The following is a 24,130-nucleotide window of genomic DNA, read 5'->3' on the forward strand; positions in this document are numbered from 1 at the left end:
AATTTATGAAACTCATTTACCAACTCAAAATCGGTGACTTTGCACCAAGCGAAAGTACACGCTCATTTACTCAAGAGGGGTATCTGAAATGCGTCAACGTCCGTTTGGCCAAAGCACCGCAAGTCCGTCAGTACTACGCCTATGAATTTCCGAATTTAGAAGGCTATTCAGCGGATCAGGTCATCAATGTCTATGTGGCAGCTGAGGATCTTTTTAAACCGGATGTGATGAAAGGATTCGACGGCGTAGATGCTACGGACTATCACCCACCTAAAAATGAAATCAATGCCTCTAACTGGAAGGAATACCACATTGGAGAATGTGAAAACGTACGCCAAGAAGGTGATTTCATGGTCGGTGATCTGATCATTAAAGATCAAAACAGTATCAATGCCATTCAAAACAATGAGCGCGTCGAGATCTCATTGGGCTATGCGGCTGATCTTGTCCTTGAACAAGGCGAGGCACCTGATGGTACGCCGTATCAAGCCAAATTTATCAATTTTAAAGGCAATCACGTGGCGCTGGTGAAATACGGTCGCTGTGGCGGTGATTGTCGCGTCGGTGACCAAAACCCAAACCCACAAGAGGGAAAAACAATGGAAGTAGTTGTAAACGGTATTCGCTTTGACATTGGCGATAACAAGCCTTTAGCGGATGCCTTAAAAATCCAGCAAGACCAGCTTGAAAACTTAAAAGCAGCAAAACTCAAAGTCGGTGATAAACAATTTGCCATCGGTGATGAATTGCCAGCTGTACAAGCAGTGGTTAATACCTTGCAGACTGAAAATGCTGAACTGAAGCAAAAAGTCGGTGATCTTGAAAAAAACCAAATCACACCTGAAAAGCTTGATCAGGTCGTCGCTGAACGTGCGTCAGTGGTTGCGGATGCGGTTGCCTTGGTACCAGGTATCAAAACTGAAGGCTGTTCATGTGAGCAAATCAAACGTGATGTGATTGCAGCCAAAGCAGGTGACACATTGGTGACCGCTGTACTTGGCGGTGTCGCCGTCGGTGATGCAAAACCTGAGCAGATCGACACAGTATTCCGTGCACTGTCAGCAGTGAAATCGACCACACCAGGCAATGCGGTCGGTGATGCATTACATCAACAGCAACAACAGCAAAACAACAAACAAGACCCGAATGAAAAGACAGGTTTTGATAAGTCTGCTGCATACAAAACAATTTAAGGGGAACTTGAATCATGGTTCAGCAATTAAATGCGGTGGTCGGTCAGCGTGGCCGTTTAACCACTAAAGAGGTCGTACTGTCACTGCCATTGTCAGGCTTAGTGAATGTGAATGACGGTGATGTGGTTGTCCGCACGACTGACGGTAAATCTGTAACCGCTGTGGTAGGTGCTACACCGACACGCTTTGGCGTGGTTGTACGCCACGGCGTTGGCAAAACAGGCAAAACGGCGGCTGGTAAAGAAGCTTATAAAGCCGCTGATATGTTGCCGGTAATGTTTGAAGGTGCGATTTGGGTCAAACCTACAGCGCCGATCACTGATATCACTGCCAAGGTGTATGTGAAAACTGCAAACGGTACAGCAGGTGCGCCGTTAGGTTCTCTTTCCTCATCTTCAATAGATGGTACCGAATTACCAGGTGCAGCATGGGAAACTGTGACTGGTGCCGATGGTTTAGCCCTTCTTAATCTTCATGGAGCTTAATAGAACATGAGCAAATTAGTAAAAATGAAAGCGCGTTTAACGCCGATTTCATACGCCATTCAGGCACAGGTGGGTGATGCGTTCAATATGGACGCATTGGCACAGCTTTTCATTAAGCTTGAAGAACAAAACGAAATTACTCCACAGCTTCAGCAGGTTCTGGACTATGCCAAATTCATTCCAGTGATGGATGTGCAAGCGGTGTACGGTGGTGGCGAAATTCTTTCACGTAAAAAAGGCGTGGGTATCGGCAAAGACTATGCAGGTACTGGTGATGATATCCCGCTTGCAGAAGTGGAATATGACACTGTGCAATTGCCTGTAAAAGTTGGCACGATCGGTTACCAATACTCAATTGTAGAATTGGCAACGGCTCAGGCAATGAACCTTACACTTGAAGCTGACAAAGTTCAGGCTGCGAATTTGGCTGCTGAAAAACACATGTCGAATGTGGCTTGGTATGGCTACACCACAGCGAATGCAAGCGGTCAGCTCACTCAGGTCAATGGCTTCCTGAATCAAACTGGTGTGACTGTTGTGACGGCGCAATACAACTGGGCGACAGCAACGATCGAACAGGTCCTTTCAGACTTCAATAAATCGCTTGCCGATGCAACCAATCAGTTTGATGGTGATGCATCAATTGAACCAGATACATACATCTTGGCATCGAATCAATATTCAAATCTTGCCAACCGTATTGTGGCTGATTCAGGTGGTAAAACGTTCCTTGATTGGGTAACTGAAAAGAACATTTTCGCTACTCAAGGCAAGCCATTGACCATCCGTGGTTCTGGTCGTGGTAATGGCCGTGGTACTGCAAACGCAGACCGTTCGATCATCTATCGCCGTGATCCATCATGCATCCAGTTCAAAGGTAACAGCGTTGAGTTCTTGACAGCGCAACCGAAAGGCTTAGATGTGCTTGTACCTGGTCACTACAAATATCAGGGTGTTTGGCTGAAGCGTGTTGATTCGCTTCGTTACCTTGACCATGCATAAGGATTAAAACCACATGGCTAAATATTCATACACATACAGCGGCTCAAATGCCGCTTTTGTTTTTGCGGGTGTGGCAACTTTGCCAACAGGTATCGCTGTATTACTGGAAGCCGATCAGCACAAAGCACTTCAAAAGAATAAGTTTGCCAAGCATCTGATTGATGCAGGTGAGCTGACTGTTGAAGAAGTTGCAGAAGTGGGTGACTCAAAATCTGCTTCCGGTCGTGGTAAAGGCGTTCAATCAGGTAAAACTGATGATGGTAAAGGCAAGGATGAATCCAAGCCTGCAGAGCTCACGATTGATGACGTGCGTAAAGCGCTGACCGATCTTGAAATCACCTTTGCTGAAGATGAAACCATTGAGCAGTTGCAAGAAAAACTTGCTCAAGCCACTGAATAAGGTGAGCTATGGACCCACAAGCTTTTAAGTTGAAGTTTAAGTACGACACGGCGCTGATGAACCTACCTGATGCAGAAATTGCAGATGCGTTGGAGGAAGCGGATCTCGTTGTGAAGTCACTTGAATTTGGTGATCTGAAAGAACGTGCTGTGGGTCTATATGCAGCACATATTCTCAAGGTTGCACTCAAATCAAAGTCAGGTAACAGCTTTTCAGATGCGTCGAGCATGACCATTGCAGGTCAGAGTGTGAGCTTTTCACGTTCTGGTACCGATGCATTTTATAACCAAAGCATTTATGGCCAGCGTTACTTGGCATTAAAGAATTCAATTCCAATTGGCAGTGATGGTACCAATCCCAATCGTTTGGGAGTGGGTGCTTTTGTTGTTTAGGAGCAAGGCATGTCATTTAAGTATCAAGCGCCTGAAAATTTCAAAGCGACTTCGCTCGAAATTGCAGGTACCACATACAAGGTTGAAAAAGGTGTGATCGAGTCGGATAACGACATTGCACACATCTTGGCACCGCATGGTTTTAAACGTGCGGTACCTGAAGCCAAAGCAGAACCTAAAAAGGAAACTGCTGCTGCAAAGTAGGTGATGTATGAGTGATTACCGTGTTGATGCTGATGTTGATTTTAACGAGGTCAATGAACGTGTACGTGCTGAAATACGGCGCACGGTAAATGCACTCACACTTAAACTTCAGCGCACCATTCAAGAAGACATGCTGACAGGTCAGCGTTTGAATGTGCAGTCTGGACGTTTAAGAGGATCCGTTTCATCCAAGGTGGAAGAGGATAAGGATGGGATCGAGGGTACAGTCGGTGCGGGTGGTGCTTTGGTACCATACGCCTTTGCTCATGAATTTGGGCTTAAAGGTGCGATGGCTATTAAAGCGCATCTTCGGATGATCAAGAAAGTCTTTGGCCAGCCGATCACACCGCGTCAAATCATGATCAAAGCCCATTCACGTAAGGTGGATATGAAGGAGCGTCGTTTCATGCGTGATTCATTGGATGAGGTGGCGAAGATTGTGCCGAAGAATATTGATGCTGCAATTGAAAGAGGATTGAGCAGTGAATAGTGAAGCCATTTACCAGGCATTGTTTGACCGTCTTTCAGGCATCGAGGGGATTAAAACCACCAGTCGACGTTTAAAGCATTTTAATCACGTTGCACCTGATGACCGTCCTGCCTTATTCGTGACCCAAGGTAATCAAACCGAAGTACCAGTGAAAGGCTTGGATGCCAAAGTTGAACTTGAAGCGGAAGTGTACGTTTACATTCATGAATTAGATCCATCCATACCGCCGTCGGTACAGTTGAATCAGATGATTGATCAAGTGCGTGCCAAGCTTGCACCTGATCATCCTGACATCTGTGAATACCAAACCTTAGGTGGCTTGGTCGAGCATTGCTGGATCGAGGGCACGATTGAAGTCTTTGAAGCTGTTGAAGGTATGCTGGATGATCAAGGTATTGCTATCATCCCGATACGGATACTCACCACAACCTAAAGCAATTCATAAATAACATGACCGCCAATACGGCGGTTTTCTCATTTTTAAGAGGTCGATATGGCTCAATATTTATTTGGTGCCGGTAAAATCTTTGCCACACCATTACAGGATGTGCACGGTAATCCAATCACCAACGGCACACCCGTTGAAGTGGGCGTAGTGCAGTCAACGTCAGTTGATATCAGCTATGACTTAAAAGAACTCTATGGTCGTGGTCAATTTGCTGTAGATGCTGCACGCGGTAAAGGTTCGATTAAGTGTAAAGCGACAATGGGTCGCATCAATGGTGCATTGTTGAATTCCATTTTCTTTGGTGGCGTGGTCACTGAAGGTGGTATTACTGCAGTTGCACAAACCATCAATGGTGAAGTCGTTGCAGCCTCAGTAACGCCAGTCGTTCCGAATAGCGGTACATTCGTGAAAGACTTAGGTGTGACAGATGCCAAAGCTATTCCATTAAAGCGTGTTGCGAGTGCACCGATTGCAGGTCAATACAGTGTGGATGAAGCGACAGGTGTTTATACCTTTGCAGCAGCTGATGTGGGTAAAACGGTATTTATCAGCTTTAAATACACAGCGACGGTGGCAGGTGCCAAGTCAGGTGTCGTAAGCAACTTGGATATGGGTTATACGCCTGAATTCAGTGTTGATCTGATGCGTGACTACAAGGGTAAATTCTTTGGTATTGAATTCTTCCGCTGTGTAAGTAATAAGCTTGCGTTCAGTTCAAAACAGGATGATTACGATCTACCTGAGTTTGAATTCCAGCCAATGGCCGATGATTTAGGCCGTGTCTTCAGATGGACTACTTCGGAGTAATACCAGATGCAATTTAACCAGGTCGAAAACCCACGTGGTAATCCGCTTAAAATTAATGGCCAGATTTGGATTTTTGCGCCGTTGTCATTAGGTACTGCTGAAAAGCTGATGCCAAAGCTTAAAACCTTTGATCCAAGTGACTTTGCTTTAGTGGTGGATGTTGCGCATGGCTCTTTAAAACGTAACTATCCTGACATTACACGTGAATTTGTTGCTGATGAACTACTTGACGTTGGTCACGTGAACGCCGTATTTGAAACGGTCATGGGTGCATCAGGTCTGGTTTATACAGGTGATGAACCTCAAGAAGGTGATTCGGGGGAATAGACTGGGAGGAGCTGTACACGCATTTGGTGCTGACATTGGGCAAGGATTACGACTATGTGCGTAATGAATTGGATTTCCCAAGAGTCAAAGCATTGAATGCGTATCATAAGCAGTGTCCTCCCAGCCATGTTGGTATTCAGCGTCTGTGTCGGATCCTTGAAGCATTTATGGGAATTGAAGACAGTACAGGTTCAGACGATACGCAAAGCGATGATGAAGATGATCTGTTTGCGGATCTGCAGAACTTTCCTCAGGGTGGCTAAGGCTGCCCTGATTGATTTATATATTTGAGTTGGTTAAAGTTTGTTTGAAATTTATAACAACTTGGATAAAACCATGAAAAAAGTATTAGGGGTGAGTCTTTTAGCTTTTACTTTAGCTGCTTGCGGTGGAGGTGGCGGAGGTGATTCTTCATCTTCCAATAATGAGGGTAACAACCCACCAGTATCAAAGGCTGAAGTCACAGGTATTTATACTGGAAAGACCAATCAAGAACAGAATGTAGTTGGATTGGTGGATAAAAATAATAAATTCTGGTTCTTATATTCACCACCTTATTCTGCTGGTGTTACAGGATTCATGACTGGAAACTTCACTGTTTCTGGTAATACGATAAAAGCCAATAGCGGGAAAGACTTTTATTTTGGTGGTGCTGCCGTTTACAGCACATCAATTAGTGGAACAGTTGATTCCAAGAAGAGCCTGAAAGGCACAATTACATACTCACCTTCAAATCAGGTTACATTCGATACCGTATATGAAACGGATTTAAACAACACAGCATCCAATCTAGCGACAATTGCAGGCACCTATTATGGAGAATCGGCGATTGTACAAGGTATTGAAGATGCGAATTTAACTATTTCAAATACGGGTGTGATTTTAGGTAAAGGACAAAGTGGCTGTACGTTCTCAGGGAAAATAGCAGCTGAAGAAAATGCACCTTACTACAATGTTGATTTAGTTTTTGGTTATTCACCTTGCTATCTGGCAGGACAGTCTGTTAAGGGTGTGGCTTATTATGATTCAGCTGACAAAACTTTATATGCAGTGACTGAAACAAGTAGCCGAGATAATGCAGTTTTATTCTTGGGTACGAAAAATTAAAGATAAAAATTCTGATAATCCATAGATTTTAAAGAACCGCCTTAATGGCGGTTTTTTTATGCCTGTAAGAGAGGAATTATGAGCAACAATCGAGTGGAAGTGCACGTTGGTGCGAAGACTTCCGAACTTAAAAAAGGCATGAATGAAGCCGAAAGTATTGTCAAAGATACGGCGCAAGAGATTGAAGTCACAGGTAAAAAAGTGGACTTTCAGATTGATGTATCTGGTGTTCAAAAGACCTTTGATAAACTCTCAAGTAATATCTCTACACAAATGCTGGGCTTGGGTAAAAAAATTGCTGCTGGTATTGGTTCAGCCTTAGCGGTAGATGGATTGGTCAGTTTTACTCGCAATGCCATTAGTACCGCTTCAGAAGTTCAGAAAATGTCTGACATGCTGGGTGAATCAGTAGAAGACTTCCAATACTTTGCCAAGGGAGCTCAAACAGCTGGATTGTCATTAGAACAGTTCGGCATGATGGGTAAGGATGCGCTAGATCGTCTCGGTGAAGCACGCCGTGGTGAAGGCGAAATGATGGACTTCTTTGAAAAGGTTGCGCCTAAAATTGGTGTGACCATCGATATGTTCAAAGATTTAAGTGGTCCAGAAGTTATCCAGGCATATTACAATGGTTTGGAAAAAGCCAATTTATCGCACGCTGAAACCATCACCTACATGGAGCAGATCGTCAATGATGGCAGTTTGCTTATTCCATTACTCAAAGACGGCGGTGCAGGCTTTAAAAAATGGGGTGAAGAAGCCAAGAATGCTGGCGCTATCATGTCTAAAGATATGGTGGACAACCTCGGTAAAGCCAAAGAAAACCTTTACACACTAGAGCTTCAGTTCCAAGGCTTCCAGGCAATGCTGATCAATTCAGTAACGCCTGCAGTGACTGCTATTGCGCAGAACTTTGACAATATCAAAGCTGTAGTTATCGCTTTAGGTGCTGCTATTTCAGCGAAATTAGTTGTTCAATGCGCCGTATTGGCTAAAGAGTTTGTGATCGGCGTGGCCCAAGGCATGGCATATCAGATGCAATTGTCTGCGCTTCAAGGTCAGGCAATGCGTACCGCTACAGCTATGGGAGTTCTTCGGGGTGCATCGGCCTTACTTGGTGGACCTGCAGGCTTAGCAATGCTCGCAGTTCAAGGTGTTGCTGCAGGTGCTGCATTCCTTTACATGAAACGAAGCAGTGATGAAGCAGTTCCAGCTTTAAGTACACAAGGCAAAACAGTTGCTCAACTTCGTGAAGAGTATGAGAAACTGGATAAAGTCCAGCAACGTGTATTAGTTCGTCAAGCCACTGATGATCTGGATAAAGCTACAAAATCCTTAAAAGATCAAGATAAGGCCATGCGAGGACTAATCAAGACGATTACCGACCACTATGCCTCCTCCAATGAAGATCGAAAGAAAGCCGGAGAGTTATTTGATGAATACAATAAGGGTCATATAACTGTTCTGCAACTTGCTACAGGAATTAATAACTTAAAAACTGTAAGTGATAAGCTCAAATCAAGTATTGATGATCAAGCTAAAGCAGTTGATAAGGAGAAAAAGGCTGTTATCGGCGCTCAAGGTGTTTTAAAGACATATAACCAGATTGTTAATCAGGGAACTAAAGACAATAAAGATCATAAAAACTCTATTGACGAAAAAACAGAAGCTCTGAAAAAGCTTAATGCTCAGCAACTGGAATATGTAAATCAATCCAACAAAAACGATCAGCGTGATCGATATGTTGGGGCCTTGATGAAAAACGGTTTCTCACGAGATAAAGCTGAATTTTATGCAGACAAAAAGGAAGAAACGAAGACTCCATACAATGTTGCAATGCCTAAAGTTCTACAAGAGTCTGTTGATAAAGAATGGGCACGAAAACAAGCTGTTGAAGCTCGTGAAGATGCAGAGAAAAAGGCTGAGGAGACTCAAAAACGTCAAACTAAGGAGCTTGAAAAACAGCAACAGATTTTACAGGTCAATGCGCGTGTAAAAGCGAATGCTGAAAAGTTTAACTATTCAGGCTTTGAAGCCAAGTATGGCTTGCCGAGTGGCATGCTATCAGCTCTTAACATGCAAGAGACTAAGGGTCGAAATGTTGAAGGCGTTCAGACTAAATACGGCACGGCGAAAGGCAACTTTCAAATGCTGGATATGACCGCCAAGCGCTTTGGCGTATCTGATCCATTCGACACAAAACAAGCTGCTGAAGGCGCAGCCAAATACATGCGTTTCTTGCTAGATAAGTATGGTGATATTAGTAAAGCTATTTCCGCTTATCATGCAGGTGAGGGTAATGTTGATCGTGGCACTGGTATTGGTCCAATAAACCGTCAATACGTCAAGAATGTTAAAGGCTACATGGCTGGCGTAAGTGGTGTAGAAGCAGGGACTGACTCTTCAGACTTTGATAAGTCACTTCAAGAGCAAATCCGTAAAGCTGAAGAAGCTGAAAAGGAAATGCTAGCACTACAGTATAAATATGCAGATGAAAGTAAGCAGGTTGCTTTAGATCTTAAGAAAGAACTAAGTGAAATTGATTCTTCTATATTGTCAGCTGAAGAAAAGAAAGCTTTTTCAATCAAAGCTGAGCAGGAAGCCGCTGACAAAATCAAAGCGATTCGTGTTGAACAACTTGAAAAACTCAAGGCGCTTCATGAGGAAGAGCTTCAAGGCAAAATGATTTTGTCTCAGCAAATATTCGAGCTAGAAATGGCGCGTTTAGACGCTGATCTTGATGCCGGGAGAATCAATAATGCTGAAAAGGTACGTCTTGCAAAGCAACTTGAAGAACAGTTGTATGCCATCAAGCGTATTGGCTTGCAGGAGCGCCTAGATCTTGAACAAGAGCTAAGTCAACTCACAGGGAATAGTTCTGGGGTAAGCGGTGTAACTAATGAAATTAGTGCATTAGATCATCAAAGATCGGTGTCTGATATCCAAACACCTGGCATGATTTCAGATGCTCAAATGAAAGACTTTGAGGATAAGTTTGGTGATCTAACATCACGAATGTCTGGTCTATGGGACAAGGGCATTCAGTCCATGATGAATGGAACACTGACTTGGAAAAATGCCATGAATGCCATTTTCACAGAACTGGCTGGAGCATTTATTCAAAGCATGATCACAGCGCCAATGAAAAAATATGCGGCCAATCTTGCTACTCGATTGGCTGTAAAGCTTGGATTTATCAAAACTGAAACCGCTGCTGAAGTCGCAGGTCAAGCTGCACAGACTGGCGCCGTAGTCGCAGGTGAAACCACCAAGACCATGGCAACCAGTACAGGTGCCTTAGCGCGTTTGGCCATCAAAGCGGGTGAAGCAATCAAGTCCATCATGATGTATGCCTGGGAAGCGATGGCGGGTGCATTTAAAGCTATGGTATCCATTCCTTACATTGGTCCAGTGCTTGCTGTGGCGGCTGGTGCTTCTGCATTGGCATTGGTCGGTGGTCTTGCAGGGAAAATTAAATCCGCTCGAGGCGGTTACGATATTCCTGCAGGTGTGAATCCAGTGACTCAACTTCACGAAGAGGAAATGGTCTTGCCTAAACAGCATGCCAACACGATTCGTGCATTGGGTAAAAACTTAACCTCCGATGGAGGAATAGGTGGTGGCGGTGGAAGTTCAGCACAAACCTTTAACAATTTCACGATTCAGGCATGGGATTCGAAAGATGTACGTCGATTCCTAGAAAAGCATGGGCGTGAGTTGGCTGGTGGTCTGAAAGGCTACAACCGTAATTTTGGTCGATAAGGGAGAAAATCGTGTCAGATGTATTGTTTCCTGAATTGCCAGGACTCGAATGGGATCTCAGCAAAAAACCCATTTTCAATACAAAGATCATGGAGTCAGTGAACGGTCGGGAACTTCGAGCAAGTTATCAGGCCGTTCCCAAGTATGAAATATCTTTGTCATTCGGCTTTCTGCGTGAATCGAAAGGTAAGAATGAATTACAGCAACTCGAAAGTTTCTTTTTAGAACGCCGTGGTGCATTCGATTCCTTTCTTTTTAAGATGCCAGAGGATTGCGATTACACGTGTTCTTACAGTGGTGATGGAAGTACGACAAGTTTCCAACTGTATAAGCAGATGCATACTTCCGTGATTCCTTTGGCTCATACAAAGGATGAGACAGTTTTTGAAGTAGATCCAACGTTTTGGAATGAAAACGACAATCAGCAATTTTGGAGCGATAACGACGATGATCTGTTCTGGGATGATACAACTGCTCAAGTCACTAAGTCAGGCATAGTTACGCTTTCAAAACCTTTGGAACAAGGTCATAAGTTTGAGGTGAAAGGAATGTATTACTATCGCTGTCGCTTTGCCGATGACGAACAGCAATACACCAACTTCATGAACAAATTATGGAAAGCCAACAAGGTCGATATGATCGGATCATTAGGAAATAAAGTATGAGAGCAGCTTCTGCAAAACTAATTGCGTTACTTGATGCTGATCAGTTTGTGATGGCAGATCTGTACACCATCACCACTGTTCAAGGTGATGAATTCCGATATACGAATTATGACTTTGATTTGACTGTTGCAGGTCAAACATATAGTTCGAGTGGTCCCATCATCAGTCGTGAAGGAATTAGCCTGTCACTAGGTATTGAAGTTGATAATTTATCGATCAGTATTGATTGTATTGATGATAATGAATGGAACGGCATCAATGTTGTTCAAGCGTTTCATAATGGCCAATTAGATGGTGCTAGATTTAAGTTGGAGCGCATATTTATGGATATGAATACACCAACGGACACCAGTGCCGGCACCATTAAGTTGTTCGAAGGTAGAATCATTGAGCCTGACTTAGACAGAAATTCAATTCAGGCCAGTGTCGCGTCAGATCTGGATGAATTGAATGTGCAAATGCCACGAAATTTGTATCAGCCAAGCTGTACGAATACGTTATTCGATACGGCATGTGGTCTATTGCGTCAAAATTTCATGGTGCAAACGACGATTGAAGCAGGCAGTACTACAGCACGAATTTTATGTCAGGTGAATCAGCCTCAAGGTTGGTTTACGCAAGGCGTAATCGAGTTTTTGGACGGTGGCAATGCAGGTCTAAAGCGAACCATTCGCATGCATGAATCGGGGGCTTTGTTATTGACTTTGCCATTGTTGGAAGCACCGCAGGCGGGACAACGAATCAAGGTTTATCCAGGATGTGATAAGCGTCTTGAAACCTGCCAAAACCGTTTTAACAATTTCGCTCGTTTTCGTGGTGCGCCATTTATACCGGTACCTGAAACAGCCGTTTAATCAAATTGTATTAATCCATACCCAGCGAATGCTGGGTTTTTTTATGGGGTGAGAAAATGCCTTTACCTACGCCAGAAGAATTTCGTGATCGTACAAAAAAGCATTCACAAGTACGTGAATTACTAGCGCAATTATCTGAAAATGTTTTAGGACTCGATGCTGCCAATGCTAACCCGATTTTTAAACCGAATAACTACGGTCTTCCTGAGCAGGACTTAAATAATTTTACAAAAGCAGGTATTACTGTTTTTAATAACTCTGTGACAAACCCTGATGTGTCTAAAAACTTTCCGTTTTACGGAACAGGAAGTGCAGGGACACTATTTGTAATGGCTGTTAAGGTGGGTGAAACAAGTACAAACAATATTGTACGTCAAGTATATATCACAGCATCAGATACTTATTTTAGAACTACTACATCGGGGGTGTTTGGAACTTGGAAAAAGTTAATAAATGAGCAGAATCTAAGTTCTATTATTGACAGTAACCCACTATACAAGCCGAATAACTATGGACTCCCTGAACAAGATTTAAATGATTTCACAAAAGCAGGGATTACTGTTTTTAATAACTCTCTAACCAATGCAGAAGTATCAAAGAATTTTCCAAAGTACGGAACAGGAAGTGCAGGGACACTATTTGTAATGGCTGTTAAGGTGGGTGAAACAAGTACAAACAATATTGTACGTCAGATGTATATCACTACAACCGAAGTCTATTTCAGAACAACAACTTCAGGTTTATTTGGTGCCTGGAAGAAGCTCCTGACATCGGATGATCTTGGTTCTGTTACTATTTTCAACGCTAGCTCAGCAGCTATTGATTTTCACACCTTAACAACAACAGCACAGTATGCATTCACAAGCACTGGTCATCTTGACACATGTACAAATAAGCCGCCCGAATCCGCACTAGGATTCTTGACTGTTGAGCGAATTTCAAGTGCTGCAATCATCTTAACGATGAAATACAACAACGGTCGTGAGTACGTTAAACGATTGTTTTCAGGTACTTGGCGAGATTGGGTTCGTACAGACAGTGGTAAGGATTTAAATACAGCCACGTCTAGCGAGATTGATGCAACAATTGTAAACAGCTATTTGTATCGTGATGGCAATACATTAAAACGTGCGCCTGAGACTTTACCAGCTTGGTACAACATTACAAATACTGACCTTGTTACGAGTCATCAGTCAATTTATGATATGTATGATTTATTAATGACGGATTTTCCTGATTTTGTAACTCGTGAACAAGTCGGGACAAGTGTTCAAGGTCGAGCGATTTATTGCTATACAGTAAACCCACCTCCGAAGCGACTAGAAAGTATTTACGAAAATAAGAAGCCGCAAAAAATCGTAATTCAGTCATTTATTCATGGCATTGAGCATAGTGGTGCTTTGGGTGTGTTTGGTTTTTTTGAGAACTTGCTTCGCTATCATCGCGAAATTGACGGCTATTCAAGACTTCGTACAGGTTTTCAATATAAAGTGATCCCTGTTGCAAACCCTGATGGTGTGACTTTAGGTACGCGAGAAAATGCGAATGGCGTTGATTTAAACCGAGATTGGGAGGATTTCACACAGCCTGAAACTCAACAGTTACGTGATTTCTACAGAACACAATCTGACGCTCTAATGTTTATTGATTCGCATAGTCACGATAGCTTAACCAACCTTTGGTGGCTCGCATCAAACACAAACTACGATTTGATTGAATACATTGGTGATGAATTGTTAGCTTACGGTTTGCGACATTTAAGCCCAACGCGAAATGAAAACAATCAATTCTTATGGCTCGCACCGTCACTAAACACGAAGACATGCTTATCATTTTTAACTCGTGAGAATTTGCCCGCGATGTTGATTGAGAACATAAATAGTGCAACACATCCTCTAGCCAACGGTGGTCGAATTGGTATGCGTAAGATTGCTGTTTATTCAATCTATCAATTGATGACTTGTATTCTGAATATTCATCGCGCGAAAGCATCGGTGAGCTAAAATGAAAAATCTTGAAGCAGTCGACGAAGCTATGACTTGGCTCGGCACACCCTATCATCACCAGGGGCGTGTCAAAGGTGTAGGGGTAGATTGTGGGACATTGATCTGTGAAGTCTATGAAAAAGTGGGCTTGATGGATCACTTAGATCCACGGCCATATCCACCTGATTGGCACATGCACCAGCTTGGCCAACGATATTTAGAGCACGTTTTATCTGTGTGCTATGAAGTAGATGAGCCACAGCCTGGTGACATTGTTTTATATCACTTTGGCAAATGCATCAGTCATGGTGCAATTGTCGTCGAATGGCCAACGATTATTCACTCCTATATTCATCAAGGAGTAATACTCCAAGATGGCACAAAAGGAAGTCTAGCTCGCAGAATTGCGGGCTTTTTTCGTATGAAGAGGCTAAAAGAATAATGGGCGGAATATTTGGGACTACAACAGTCAGTACATCTGATAAGCGCATCAATTCGATGCGCATTCAGCAATCTGCGTATGGTCTGACACAGCCATTGGTCTACGGCAAAAATCGTGTTGCAGCGAATATGTTTTGGTATGGAGACTTCAAAGCGACTGCCCATACGACAACGACTAAATCTGGTGGAAAAGGTGGTAAAACTAAGACCAAAAACACAACATATACGTATTCAGCATCGTTGATGCTTGGTCTATGTGAAAACAAAATCAAAGATATTGGAATTGTATGGCGTGATAAAGAACAGATCGTCACAAAAACCGAAGGCGGTGTGCAACTCAAGCCAATTGATCAAGTTGGATTTGAACTCTTTGATGGTGATCACAATCCAGTTTGGGGCTATTTGGCATCCAAGCATCCAGATGAAGCAGTGCATTATCCGTTCCTTGGATATGTCGCATGTGCTAATTATGACTTGGGTGGTAGTGCAGCATTATCGAATCACAATTTTGAAGTGATCAGCGACATTACATTTTCAGAAACGATTCATGATGCGAATCCCGCTGACGTGATTGAAGACTTCATCACAAATCCACGGTACGGTGCAGCACCTAGTTTGAATATGGCAGATTTATCTGAATTTCGAACCTATTGTGCAGCCACTAATTTGTTGATCAGTCCTGCTTTGACAGAACAACGTGAAGCATTTGAAATTATCAATGAAATTGTTGAAGCGGTAAATTGTGCAGTGGTACCAAGTCCAGACGGTTTAAAAATCCGTTCATACGGTGACAGTGCAGTGACAGGAAATGGCGTGACATTTACGCCAAATCTTGAACCGGTTTATCACTTAACAGATGACGATTTCTTGGGAGAAGATCAACCAGTACGTGTACGTCGAAGCCGTGATACAGATGCATACAATCATTGCCAGATCGAATACGTGAATCGCTTCAACCAATACAACACTGAAACAGTTGAAGCAAAGGATCAAGCCAATATTGAAATGTTCGGTCTGCGTACACAAGATCCAGTCAAGTTCGACTTTTTCTGTGAGCCAAAAATTGCTCGCCATGCGGTGCAATTGCTATTACAGCGAAAACTCTATGTTCGAAATGAATATGAGTTCGAATTGGGTTGGAAGTACTGCCGACTTGAGCCAATGGACATTGTGACGATTACAGATGAATCTTTGGGTCTTGATCGATTCCCTGTGCGAATCACTCGTGTTGAAGAAGATGAAGAAGGTGTGCTTTCGATTACCGCTGAAGAGTTAGCAGTCGGATCTCGTTCAGCAGTTGAGTATGATCTGCAATCATCGAATGGGTACCAAGGTGGGAATGAGGAACCCGGTAATGTCAATGCACCAGCAATTTTTGAGCCTCCTTTAGAATTAACCGGTGGCAAAAATCAGATCTGGGTAGCTGCGTCAGGTGGGATTAATTGGGGTGGCTGTAACGTCTGGGCGAGTATAGATAACACGACTTATGAAATGATCGGGACAATCTATGGTTCAGCGCGTTACGGTACCTTAGTTTCAGCCATTGATGCGGATGACACATCGATGCAAGTGCAATTGAATACTTCAAGCCAGATCTTTGGTGGTACGCTTGAAGATGCTGAAGTTGATGCAACACTGTGTAAAGTCGGTGATGAATATATCAACTATATTGATGCAACCTTGGATGGATCAGGGCGTTATACATTAAGTGGCATGCTTCGTGGCCGTTTTGATGATGCAAGTACACATAATGCAGGTGAATCATTTGTTCGTATTGACCGAGCCATTTTTGAATATGACTTCAACTCAAATATGGTGGGAAAACAGATTTATTTGAAATTCACAAGCTTCAATGGTCTTGAGCAAAAAGAAGAAACCTTGGATGAAGTGACGGCATACATTTACACCATCAACGGGGGGCGTCCTGCAGGTGTCAAAGGTTTATCACTTCAATCTGCATTTGAAGGAACGAGCTTTAAAGTTCAATGGCAAAGTGCGGCTGGTGCTACAGGTTATATTGTTCAGATTTGGTCGAATGGTTTATTGCTTCGAACTGTTGATACAACGAATACCGATTATTCATACAGCATGGATGAAGCAAAAATCGACGGTATTCAACGTGCTTATACAGTACGTGTTGCAAGTAAAAACGGTTCGATTGTTAGTACTTTTGCGGAGCTGAATATCAGTAATCCGGTGCCACCACAATTGTTGAACGTGTACACATCGGCAACTGCAAATTCAATCACAGTGACTTGGATTCCAAGTGAGGTTCCGGATCTGAAAGATTACCAGGTGTGGATCAGTACCAATGCGAACTTCGATCCTGATTCAACAGCAGCACGTTGGACGGGTACCGAAAATGCTTGCACGATCAGTGGTTTGCAATCAACGACTACATATTATGTGCGTGTTGCTGCGCGGGACGTGTGGAAGCCGACCTCGTGGAACTATTCAACACGAATCACACAGGCAACTGCTGATAGTTAAAGTTTTCAACCATATAGCACCATCAGGTGCTTTTTTTATGCCAAAAATTAGGGGGCGATATGTCTGAAACGGCGGGACAAGCAATTACTGAGGCAAGCGCAGCAGTTACTTCAATATCAGCAAAAACAGCAGTCGGGGGGTCAATAGCTAGCTTGTCTGGGAAATTTTTAGGTTTAGATCCGGTGACGGCACTGGGTTTGATTATCGCAATTGCAGGTCTGTTGGTTAGCTTTATGAGTTTTTTAATCAATTGGCACTACAAGCGACAAGAAAACAAACGTGCAGATGAACTACATCGAATTGCTTTAAAAAAAGCCAATGGTGAATGCAGTGTCAAACAAGACTAAGTTTTGGGCAGTAGGATTAGCAGCTTCGGCTGCTTTTTTTGTAGGTTTAGAAAAGTATGAAGGTTACTCAGCAAAACCCTATAAAGATAGCGGTGGGGTTGTAACACAGGGCATTGGATCTACAACCAAACCAAATGGTAAGCCAATCAAAATGACTGATCCGCCAATCACGCGCAAGACCGCTCAAGAATGGGCAAAAGCGCACGTGTCTAAAGATGAGATTGCATTTCGAAATTCACTTGAAGGCGTGAAACTTTCGCAAGTTGAATACGATGTGTACCTCGATTTTTCATACAATTTTGGTGCAGCTAACTGGCGCTCATCTTCAATGCTACGCAATTTGAAAGCGGGACAATATAAGCAGGCATGTAACTCGTTGCTGAAATGGAAATACGTATCCAAGCGCGACTGTTCTATTCGGTCAAATAACTGTTATGGCGTGTGGATTCGACAGCTTGAACGTCATTCTAAATGTATGGGAGCGCAGTGAATGGGTGAATTTAAGAAAGTAAGCAATATTTTGCTTGAGTCAAATGGCATTTATTTTATTGAGTGTCCGGGATGCAAAACCTTACATCCTATCCATGTTGGTGAACAACATCGCATTCGATGGGGCTTTAATGGGAATTTAGATGCTCCAACATTCACGCCTTCATTGATGGTAAATCAGGGGCATCCAAGCCAGTGCCACTCATTTATCACTGATGGGAAGATTCAATTCTTATCTGATTGCAATCATAGTTTAGCTGGGCAAACAGTTGATTTATTGCCAGTGGAGGAATTCTAATGTTTCAGACATTTTTAGCTAAATTTTATGAAGCCGTCATTATCTTTTTGGCGGCTTTTTTATTGCTTGCACTTATCGGCTTTGGTGTGCAGACATGGCGAGTTTCAAGCTGGCAAGATGATTACGCATTACTTGATGCGAAATATAAAACCGATCTAGCCAAGGCTGAGGCATTAACTGAAAAAGCGAAAGCAGATGCTATCGCAAAAGAAAAACAATGGTCTGAAAAGCTACTCAAAGCGGAGATTCAACATCGTGATGATATCAAACAAATTATTGCTGATAGCAATAGCGCTAAGTCCGCTATTGATCGGCTGTCAAAGCAAATCGATACAGCCTCAAATCGTATGTCCACAGCTACCCGAGAAACCATCATTGAGTACGCCAGTGCCAGTGGTGTCGTACTCGAAAAATGCGTCAATGAGTATCGAACAGTGGCGCAACGAGCTGATGAACACGCAGCTGATGCAAAACGATTAAATGATGCTTGGCCATAATAAAAAGCCCTCAAGTGAGGGCTATGCTTTTTAAATTATTGCTGAACTGCTACTAGTTAGACTCTTTAGCAATGTGACCAATAAACTTAGCTTTAATGACCAATGGGACAGACTGGATATTCTCTACATTACCTTTCATAAGATAGCCCTCAGGCTCTGGGTGACATGTCAGATTAAGCTTAAGTTTGCCAACATTCCCGAAGAGTGAATGTGCTTCAATATTGTGTTTGATAAACTCAAACACAACCTGTGTATCATTTATTTCGCCAGTATATGAATATATAGTATCGCCGCCATTGGCTATGTTGTTGTTCACAACCAAAATTCCGGTGCCAAAATCAATATTAATACTTTTAAAAATAAGTAAATAAACACCGTTATTCATTAGTGTTCTCGATATAAATAAACTGTGAGTAATTGTTTGATATTGAACGTATTAAAAACTAAATAATGAGTTTTTAATAATTCATTTAGTGGCTGATGCCTGAGTTTCAGCATCATTTTTAAGTGCACATTTAGATTTTTTCTGGTTTTTTATTTTTCTGTATAAACAGCCAGCTAAAATACTTGCACCTAATATTTTTAAAATTTTCATTTTGCACCTACTTCTTTACTTGGAGATTAAATAAATAGCACTCAATATTTATTTTTTCAGGTTATTTTTGTAATAAAATATAATTAAGAAAATTAAAATATAAAATTTATTTGATTTTTAGTTATAACAGGCTATTAAATATAAGAATGTATTTTACTAAAAGTTTAATAATATTTCTTGATACATTTAAATAGTATCTATATATAAATAAAGGGTCCAATCTGTATTTGTCACTAATGCTAATGACAAATATAGGAAGTAGTTATGCCAAACTTTAAACAGCCAGGTTCTAAACAGAATCAAGATTCACATAAACAACCTGATAGTGATCAGGAAAATCAACCGCAAAAACAGCAACAAGTTAGTGAACATCAGAGTAAACATGAGCAAAAAAAAGATCAGGCTCAAATAAACAAAGAGCAACAACAAGATAAAAAAAATAATTGAGTTGTTTTTTGTCTCTGATGCAGGGTTAAAGGGGGAGCTGACCACACCGCCTTTGACTTTGAGTGATTTCTAGTTGCTTTATCCCGTTAATAATCATTATGTTTAAAAGGTGAATGTCATGGATACAAAACTAGTTGTTGAAGTAACAAATTTGAATTTTAAAGAAATATTGTTGAATAAAGAATTTCAGCAGAATAATAATGATTATAAGCATCGTAATAAATATGATAAGTTTTGCTACCATTTTATTTTAAATGCAGATGGTAGAAAGGCATATTTTAAAAAGTTTTTATATTTAGGTAAATATGTTTAACAATTTTTGTAATGTAAATTAAATGTCTTATAACTATGTTCTAAATACATAACCCAGTGCTGTTTTTTAACGTTTCTGTTAATTAAAATTTATTTATTGTTTAAAACAGAAGGTTGAAAACAAAACATAAAGGTAAGTTATGACTCTGTAAGTTAAAAATATTAATCGCAATTCTTCATCTGAAATAGTAAAGAGATGTGGTCAACTCTGAAAGAACAAAATCTCGATAATATTCTAGGCTTGTACCACGTAAATGCTGAATCTATAGAGGGTTGTATAAAGTACTTCAAAGAAAGAAGTACCCAGCAACAATAGAAGGCTTTATTGTTTCCATCTATCTACCATATCAGCCCAATCTTGCATCATTTTCCTACGATCAGCCAAATATTTTGCGTGATTGTATGATGCTCGGGTTTTATTATCGTCAGCATGTGCAAGTTGAGCTTCAATCCATTTCTCATCATAGCCATATTCATTCAGCAAAGTAGAAGCAGTAGCACGCAAGTCGTGAGCTGAAACATCTTCAATAGCTAAATGTTGAAACATTCTATTTAGGGTCATCTGGTTAAGCATTGAATCCGATTTATAAACCGAAGGGAACACATAAACTTTATTACCAGAATTTAAATATTGGTTTTTTAGAATTGCGTAGACTTGTTCCGACATCGGAAGAATATGTTCGCGGCTTTTCTTCATGGCAGCCTTAGGAAAAGTTACGATGCGATCGTCAAAATCTACCCAAGACCATTCCATGCGACGTATTTCTATGGTTCTAAGCATCGTGTAAAGCAGCATAAGACCAGCATTTTTTACCGTTTCAGTGCCGCCGTAAGTTTCTAAGCGAGTTCTGACCTTGATACGCTCATCTTTACTTAATGCTCTTGCATGGGTAACTTCAGGGCGGATAACCACATCACGAACAGCATATGTTGGATCATTCTCAGCGCGTAGGGTAGCAATGGCATATCGCATAACAGCACCAATAAACTTCCTATTCTGTATTGCTGTAACCTCACCAGTGCCACGATTCTTTTGAGATCTAACTCGTTTAATAGTATTTTTCAAAATACCTAAAACATCAGCTGACGTTACGGCTTTAATGTCTTTAGATCCGATAGCCGGAAATACATCTTTTTCCATAGAAACTGAAAATTGGTTTTTGTAGTTTTCAGTCTTAGAGCTTAGGCGCTCTGCATAGTATTCTAAAGCAACATTTTTAAAAGTATTTGTTAGTTTGCTTTCTTCTTCAAGTTTGAGCTGCTTTCTCTCTAAAACAGGGTGAACTCCTCTAGCAAGTTTTGCCCTCATTTCTTCACGCAAAATGCGAGCATCAGCTAAACCGATTGATGGATACTCACCAAGACTCATAGATGACTCTTTACCTTGATGCGTAAATTTAAAACGCCAAACTTTCGTACCTGATGGGCGAACTTCAATATACAGGCGATCTGAATCTAATATTCGGTAAACTTTCTCTTGTGGTTTAAGTGTTTTAATTTTTGCATCTGTAAGCTTATTGGAGGCCATACGGGTAACGAACGGGTAAATTTAAGGTTACCCGCAATATTACCCGTAAATGTACCGGATTAAGAAGAACTAAAAGGAACTAATACAAACCTATTTTGTAACAAATCAGACTGTTATGTAGGTCAAAGGAACTAATGGGGAGTAGTGTGAATCTCAGTACTTTTTTTCGATCATCAAAAGCATGAGCGTATTAACCTTTGAAATTTATGCACTTAACTGTGCTTAGAATAGTCCGAAATGATTCTAAATAGTTGTATATTGACCCAAATATCGTGTGGATATTTTAAATAGAAAAATAGTGAAATATTTAGAATGCAGCCAATCATAGCAAATATTATTCAATTTCTGCTGAACAATTTCGCCAAAGTTCATCGCAACTGAAATCATTTCAGCAAATTATCGACTTATAAATTTAGGATTTAAGTTGAACAAAGCAATAGGCTGAATTTAAGTGTTTAAAATGTGTTCAATTGATATTTTAAAAAGATCTGCTTACTGTCGTTAAAAATTGCAATTCAGGCTCTAGCTGGAAAAATATGAACCGTTTTGAAGCAAAATCACCAAAATGGAGCACAATTAATGCAAAGGTAGATTGATCAAAATTAAAACAAAATGGTTAAATCTACTTCAAAAAAAGAGTGCTTTAAGGGCTCAAAAAACCTAAATATCGATCATGAATATAGTTATCACGCTGGTATTTTTCCATCTAGAACTAGCTAAACCATTAGTTTCTATCGTATTTAAATTCGACCTTAAAGCTTTGATAAAATCTCAATGATTTTATCGTTGAAAGCGATTAATCATTTTGGTGCATACTAGTGCAAAACCAAGTTGCACTATTTTGATACACCTGCGAGAAGTTTTTAAACAAAAGTGATGAAGAGTGGCTGAATATGGTGCATTTACTGTTACACACAGTATAATAGTCGAAAAGCAAGGAGTTAAAATCTTCTATTCTGATAAGGAATTCAATATTTTAGCTTGGCTTTTAAAAGTTGGTACGGTAATTGCTTAATAACTACCAACTACTAACACGCACTTCAGTGTGCACAAAAAAATCATCGGAGCAAAATGAGCATGGCGAACAAGGTCCTTCAACTCATCCAAGAAAGTGGCGCAAAATGGGTCGATTTTCGCTTTACTGATACTAAGGGTAAAGAACAACACGTAACTTACCCAGCAGATTCAATCGACGAAGATACGTTTGAAGATGGCAAAATGTTTGATGGTTCTTCAATTGCTGGTTGGAAAGGCATTGAAGCATCTGACATGATCTTACGTCCAGATGCAGAAACTTGTTTTATCGACCCGTTCTTTGCAGAAGCTACAGTTGTTGTGACTTGTGATGTTATCGAACCTTCAACTGGTCAAGGTTATGAACGTGACCCACGCTCTATTGCTCGTCGTGCGGAAGAATACCTAAAATCAACTGGTATCGGTGATACAGCTTTCTTTGGTCCAGAACCAGAATTCTTTGTTTTTGACGAAGTAAAATGGGACATCGATATGTCTGGCGCGCGCCACACATTAATCGCTGAAGAAGCTGCTTGGTCTACTGGTAAAGATTATGAAGCGGGTAACTCTGGTCACCGTCCACGTGTGAAAGGTGGTTACTTCCCAGTCCCTCCTGTTGATTCTTCACAAGATATGCGTGCAGAAATGTGTGCAAAAATCGAAGATATCATGGGCCCAGGTCGTGTAGAAGTACATCACCACGAAGTTGCATCTTGCCAGCTTGAAATCGGTGTAAGCTTCAACACTATGGTTCGCAAAGCGGACGAAGTTCAACAGTTCAAATATGCTGTTTGGAACGTTGCTCACCAATATGCTAAAACTGCTACATTTATGCCTAAACCAATGGTTGGCGATAACGGTTCTGGTATGCACGTTCACATGTCGATCTCTAAAGATGGCAAGAACTTGTTTGCTGGTGATGAATACGCTGGTCTTTCAGAAATGGCGTTGTACTTCATTGGCGGTGTGATCAAACACGCTCGTTCATTGAACGCAATCACAAACCCATCAACTAACTCGTACAAACGTTTAGTTCCACATTTCGAAGCGCCGATTATGCTTGCTTACTCAGCACGTAACCGTTCAGCTTCTATCCGTATTCCTTATGTTTCTAGCCCTAAAGGCAAACGTATCGAAGCACGTTTCCCAGATCCAATGATGAACCCATACTTAGGTTTCGCTGCACTTCTTATGGCTGGTCTTGACGGTATTCAAAACAAGATCCACCCAGGTGAAGCTGCTGACAAGAACTTGTATGACCTTCCTCCTGAAGAAGAAGCTAAAATCCCTACAGTGGCTCATAGCCTAGATATGGCGCTTGAAGCGCTTGCTGCGGATCATGATTACCTTCTTAAAGGTGGTGTGTTCACTAAAGAAATGCTTGATGCCTACATCGAACTTAAAACTGAAGAAGTTCGTCGTCTTAACACGACTACTCACCCAGTTGAATTCGACATGTACTACAGCTTGTAATTCTGTACAGAATTTCACTGTAAAAAGACCCGCCTTGTGCGGGTTTTTTTATGGAATGGGTTAAGATAAAGCAAAGAG

Annotated in this window: 28 protein-coding genes; 25 read left to right on the forward strand and 3 right to left on the reverse strand. The window is 41.4% G+C overall.

Features of this window, described 5'->3' with window-relative positions; all coding sequences use genetic code 11:
* The first annotated feature begins 5 nt into the window (after positions 1–5).
* From FTT76_RS02400 to FTT76_RS02505, 22 genes are all read left to right on the forward strand, one after another.
* Complete coding sequence (locus FTT76_RS02400; RefSeq protein ID WP_180189986.1) at positions 6–1,193, forward strand: DUF2213 domain-containing protein; 1,188 nt, start codon at positions 6–8, stop codon at positions 1,191–1,193.
* A gap of 14 nt (positions 1,194–1,207) precedes the next feature.
* The gene (locus FTT76_RS02405) at positions 1,208–1,678 is read left to right on the forward strand and encodes a hypothetical protein (protein ID WP_180189987.1); all 471 of its coding nucleotides are present in this window, start codon (positions 1,208–1,210) and stop codon (positions 1,676–1,678) included.
* 6 nt (positions 1,679–1,684) lie between these two features.
* Positions 1,685–2,680 (forward strand): DUF2184 domain-containing protein, encoded by a 996-nt coding sequence (locus FTT76_RS02410; protein WP_180189988.1) that lies wholly within the window; start codon positions 1,685–1,687, stop codon positions 2,678–2,680.
* A gap of 13 nt (positions 2,681–2,693) precedes the next feature.
* Entirely contained in the window at positions 2,694–3,080 is a 387-nt protein-coding gene (locus tag FTT76_RS02415) for a hypothetical protein (RefSeq protein ID WP_180189989.1), read from the forward strand.
* Between the two features lie 8 nt (positions 3,081–3,088).
* On the forward strand, positions 3,089–3,472 hold the full coding sequence (locus FTT76_RS02420; protein WP_180189990.1) for a DUF4054 domain-containing protein: 384 nt from the start codon (positions 3,089–3,091) through the stop codon (positions 3,470–3,472).
* A 9-nt stretch (positions 3,473–3,481) separates the two neighbouring features.
* Complete coding sequence (locus FTT76_RS02425) at positions 3,482–3,676, forward strand: hypothetical protein (protein ID WP_180189991.1); 195 nt, start codon at positions 3,482–3,484, stop codon at positions 3,674–3,676.
* A 7-nt stretch (positions 3,677–3,683) separates the two neighbouring features.
* Entirely contained in the window at positions 3,684–4,166 is a 483-nt protein-coding gene (locus tag FTT76_RS02430) for a hypothetical protein (RefSeq protein WP_180189992.1), read from the forward strand.
* Positions 4,159–4,599 carry a hypothetical protein gene (locus tag FTT76_RS02435; protein WP_180189993.1) on the forward strand — a complete coding sequence of 147 codons (441 nt, stop codon included), beginning with the start codon at positions 4,159–4,161 and terminating at the stop codon, positions 4,597–4,599. The genes FTT76_RS02430 and FTT76_RS02435 overlap by 8 nt, the downstream gene beginning before the upstream one ends.
* A gap of 60 nt (positions 4,600–4,659) precedes the next feature.
* Positions 4,660–5,421, forward strand: coding sequence for a hypothetical protein (locus tag FTT76_RS02440; protein WP_180189994.1), 762 nt, complete (start codon positions 4,660–4,662; stop codon positions 5,419–5,421).
* A gap of 6 nt (positions 5,422–5,427) precedes the next feature.
* Positions 5,428–5,748, forward strand: coding sequence for a hypothetical protein (locus tag FTT76_RS02445; RefSeq protein WP_180189995.1), 321 nt, complete (start codon positions 5,428–5,430; stop codon positions 5,746–5,748).
* 26 nt (positions 5,749–5,774) lie between these two features.
* Positions 5,775–6,011, forward strand: a complete 237-nt coding sequence (locus FTT76_RS02450; RefSeq protein ID WP_151836709.1) for a hypothetical protein — start codon at positions 5,775–5,777, stop codon at positions 6,009–6,011.
* Between the two features lie 73 nt (positions 6,012–6,084).
* Positions 6,085–6,855, forward strand: a complete 771-nt coding sequence (locus FTT76_RS02455; protein ID WP_180189996.1) for a hypothetical protein — start codon at positions 6,085–6,087, stop codon at positions 6,853–6,855.
* Between the two features lie 78 nt (positions 6,856–6,933).
* On the forward strand, positions 6,934–10,617 hold the full coding sequence (locus FTT76_RS02460; protein WP_257235010.1) for a transglycosylase SLT domain-containing protein: 3,684 nt from the start codon (positions 6,934–6,936) through the stop codon (positions 10,615–10,617).
* An 11-nt stretch (positions 10,618–10,628) separates the two neighbouring features.
* Positions 10,629–11,282 carry a DUF2460 domain-containing protein gene (locus tag FTT76_RS02465; RefSeq protein WP_180189997.1) on the forward strand — a complete coding sequence of 218 codons (654 nt, stop codon included), beginning with the start codon at positions 10,629–10,631 and terminating at the stop codon, positions 11,280–11,282.
* Positions 11,279–12,136 (forward strand): DUF2163 domain-containing protein, encoded by an 858-nt coding sequence (locus FTT76_RS02470; RefSeq protein ID WP_180189998.1) that lies wholly within the window; start codon positions 11,279–11,281, stop codon positions 12,134–12,136. The genes FTT76_RS02465 and FTT76_RS02470 overlap by 4 nt, the downstream gene beginning before the upstream one ends.
* A gap of 56 nt (positions 12,137–12,192) precedes the next feature.
* Positions 12,193–14,139 (forward strand): M14 family zinc carboxypeptidase, encoded by a 1,947-nt coding sequence (locus FTT76_RS02475; protein ID WP_180189999.1) that lies wholly within the window; start codon positions 12,193–12,195, stop codon positions 14,137–14,139.
* Between the two features lies 1 nt (position 14,140).
* Positions 14,141–14,563 (forward strand): NlpC/P60 family protein, encoded by a 423-nt coding sequence (locus FTT76_RS02480; RefSeq protein WP_180190000.1) that lies wholly within the window; start codon positions 14,141–14,143, stop codon positions 14,561–14,563.
* Complete coding sequence (locus FTT76_RS02485; RefSeq protein ID WP_180190001.1) at positions 14,563–17,052, forward strand: phage tail protein; 2,490 nt, start codon at positions 14,563–14,565, stop codon at positions 17,050–17,052. Before FTT76_RS02480 ends, FTT76_RS02485 begins: the two co-directional genes overlap by 1 nt.
* Before the next feature lie 59 nt (positions 17,053–17,111).
* Positions 17,112–17,399 (forward strand): holin, encoded by a 288-nt coding sequence (locus tag FTT76_RS02490; RefSeq protein WP_180190002.1) that lies wholly within the window; start codon positions 17,112–17,114, stop codon positions 17,397–17,399.
* Positions 17,383–17,889: a lysozyme gene (locus FTT76_RS02495; protein WP_180190003.1), complete on the forward strand. Its 507-nt coding sequence runs from the start codon at positions 17,383–17,385 to the stop codon at positions 17,887–17,889. Before FTT76_RS02490 ends, FTT76_RS02495 begins: the two co-directional genes overlap by 17 nt.
* Positions 17,890–18,186, forward strand: coding sequence for a DUF6527 family protein (locus tag FTT76_RS02500; protein ID WP_180073705.1), 297 nt, complete (start codon positions 17,890–17,892; stop codon positions 18,184–18,186).
* Positions 18,186–18,683 carry a hypothetical protein gene (locus FTT76_RS02505; protein WP_180190004.1) on the forward strand — a complete coding sequence of 166 codons (498 nt, stop codon included), beginning with the start codon at positions 18,186–18,188 and terminating at the stop codon, positions 18,681–18,683. Before FTT76_RS02500 ends, FTT76_RS02505 begins: the two co-directional genes overlap by 1 nt.
* Before the next feature lie 52 nt (positions 18,684–18,735).
* On the opposite strand, the gene FTT76_RS02510 is transcribed toward FTT76_RS02505, so the two are convergent.
* Both FTT76_RS02510 and FTT76_RS17580 read right to left on the reverse strand, forming a co-directional pair.
* On the reverse strand, positions 18,736–19,068 hold the full coding sequence (locus FTT76_RS02510; RefSeq protein WP_111884538.1) for a GrlR family regulatory protein: 333 nt from the start codon (positions 19,066–19,068) through the stop codon (positions 18,736–18,738).
* 81 nt (positions 19,069–19,149) lie between these two features.
* Positions 19,150–19,278 (reverse strand): hypothetical protein, encoded by a 129-nt coding sequence (locus FTT76_RS17580; RefSeq protein ID WP_257235011.1) that lies wholly within the window; start codon positions 19,276–19,278, stop codon positions 19,150–19,152.
* Between the two features lie 264 nt (positions 19,279–19,542).
* On the opposite strand from FTT76_RS17580, the gene FTT76_RS02515 reads away from it, so the two are divergent.
* The gene (locus FTT76_RS02515; protein WP_111884537.1) at positions 19,543–19,725 is read left to right on the forward strand and encodes a hypothetical protein; all 183 of its coding nucleotides are present in this window, start codon (positions 19,543–19,545) and stop codon (positions 19,723–19,725) included.
* Positions 19,726–19,843: 118 nt separating this feature from the next.
* Positions 19,844–20,038 (forward strand): hypothetical protein, encoded by a 195-nt coding sequence (locus tag FTT76_RS02520; protein ID WP_180190005.1) that lies wholly within the window; start codon positions 19,844–19,846, stop codon positions 20,036–20,038.
* Positions 20,039–20,359: 321 nt separating this feature from the next.
* Here the strand turns inward: FTT76_RS02520 and FTT76_RS02525 are convergent, their stop codons facing one another.
* The gene (locus tag FTT76_RS02525; protein WP_180190006.1) at positions 20,360–21,565 is read right to left on the reverse strand and encodes a tyrosine-type recombinase/integrase; all 1,206 of its coding nucleotides are present in this window, start codon (positions 21,563–21,565) and stop codon (positions 20,360–20,362) included.
* A gap of 1,071 nt (positions 21,566–22,636) precedes the next feature.
* On the opposite strand from FTT76_RS02525, the gene glnA reads away from it, so the two are divergent.
* On the forward strand, positions 22,637–24,052 hold the full coding sequence (gene glnA / locus FTT76_RS02530) for a type I glutamate--ammonia ligase (protein WP_180004821.1): 1,416 nt from the start codon (positions 22,637–22,639) through the stop codon (positions 24,050–24,052).
* Positions 24,053–24,130 lie beyond the last annotated feature (78 nt).

The sequence above is a fragment of the Acinetobacter sp. YH01009 genome (assembly GCF_013420765.1).
GTDB lineage: Bacteria > Pseudomonadota > Gammaproteobacteria > Pseudomonadales > Moraxellaceae > Acinetobacter > Acinetobacter amyesii.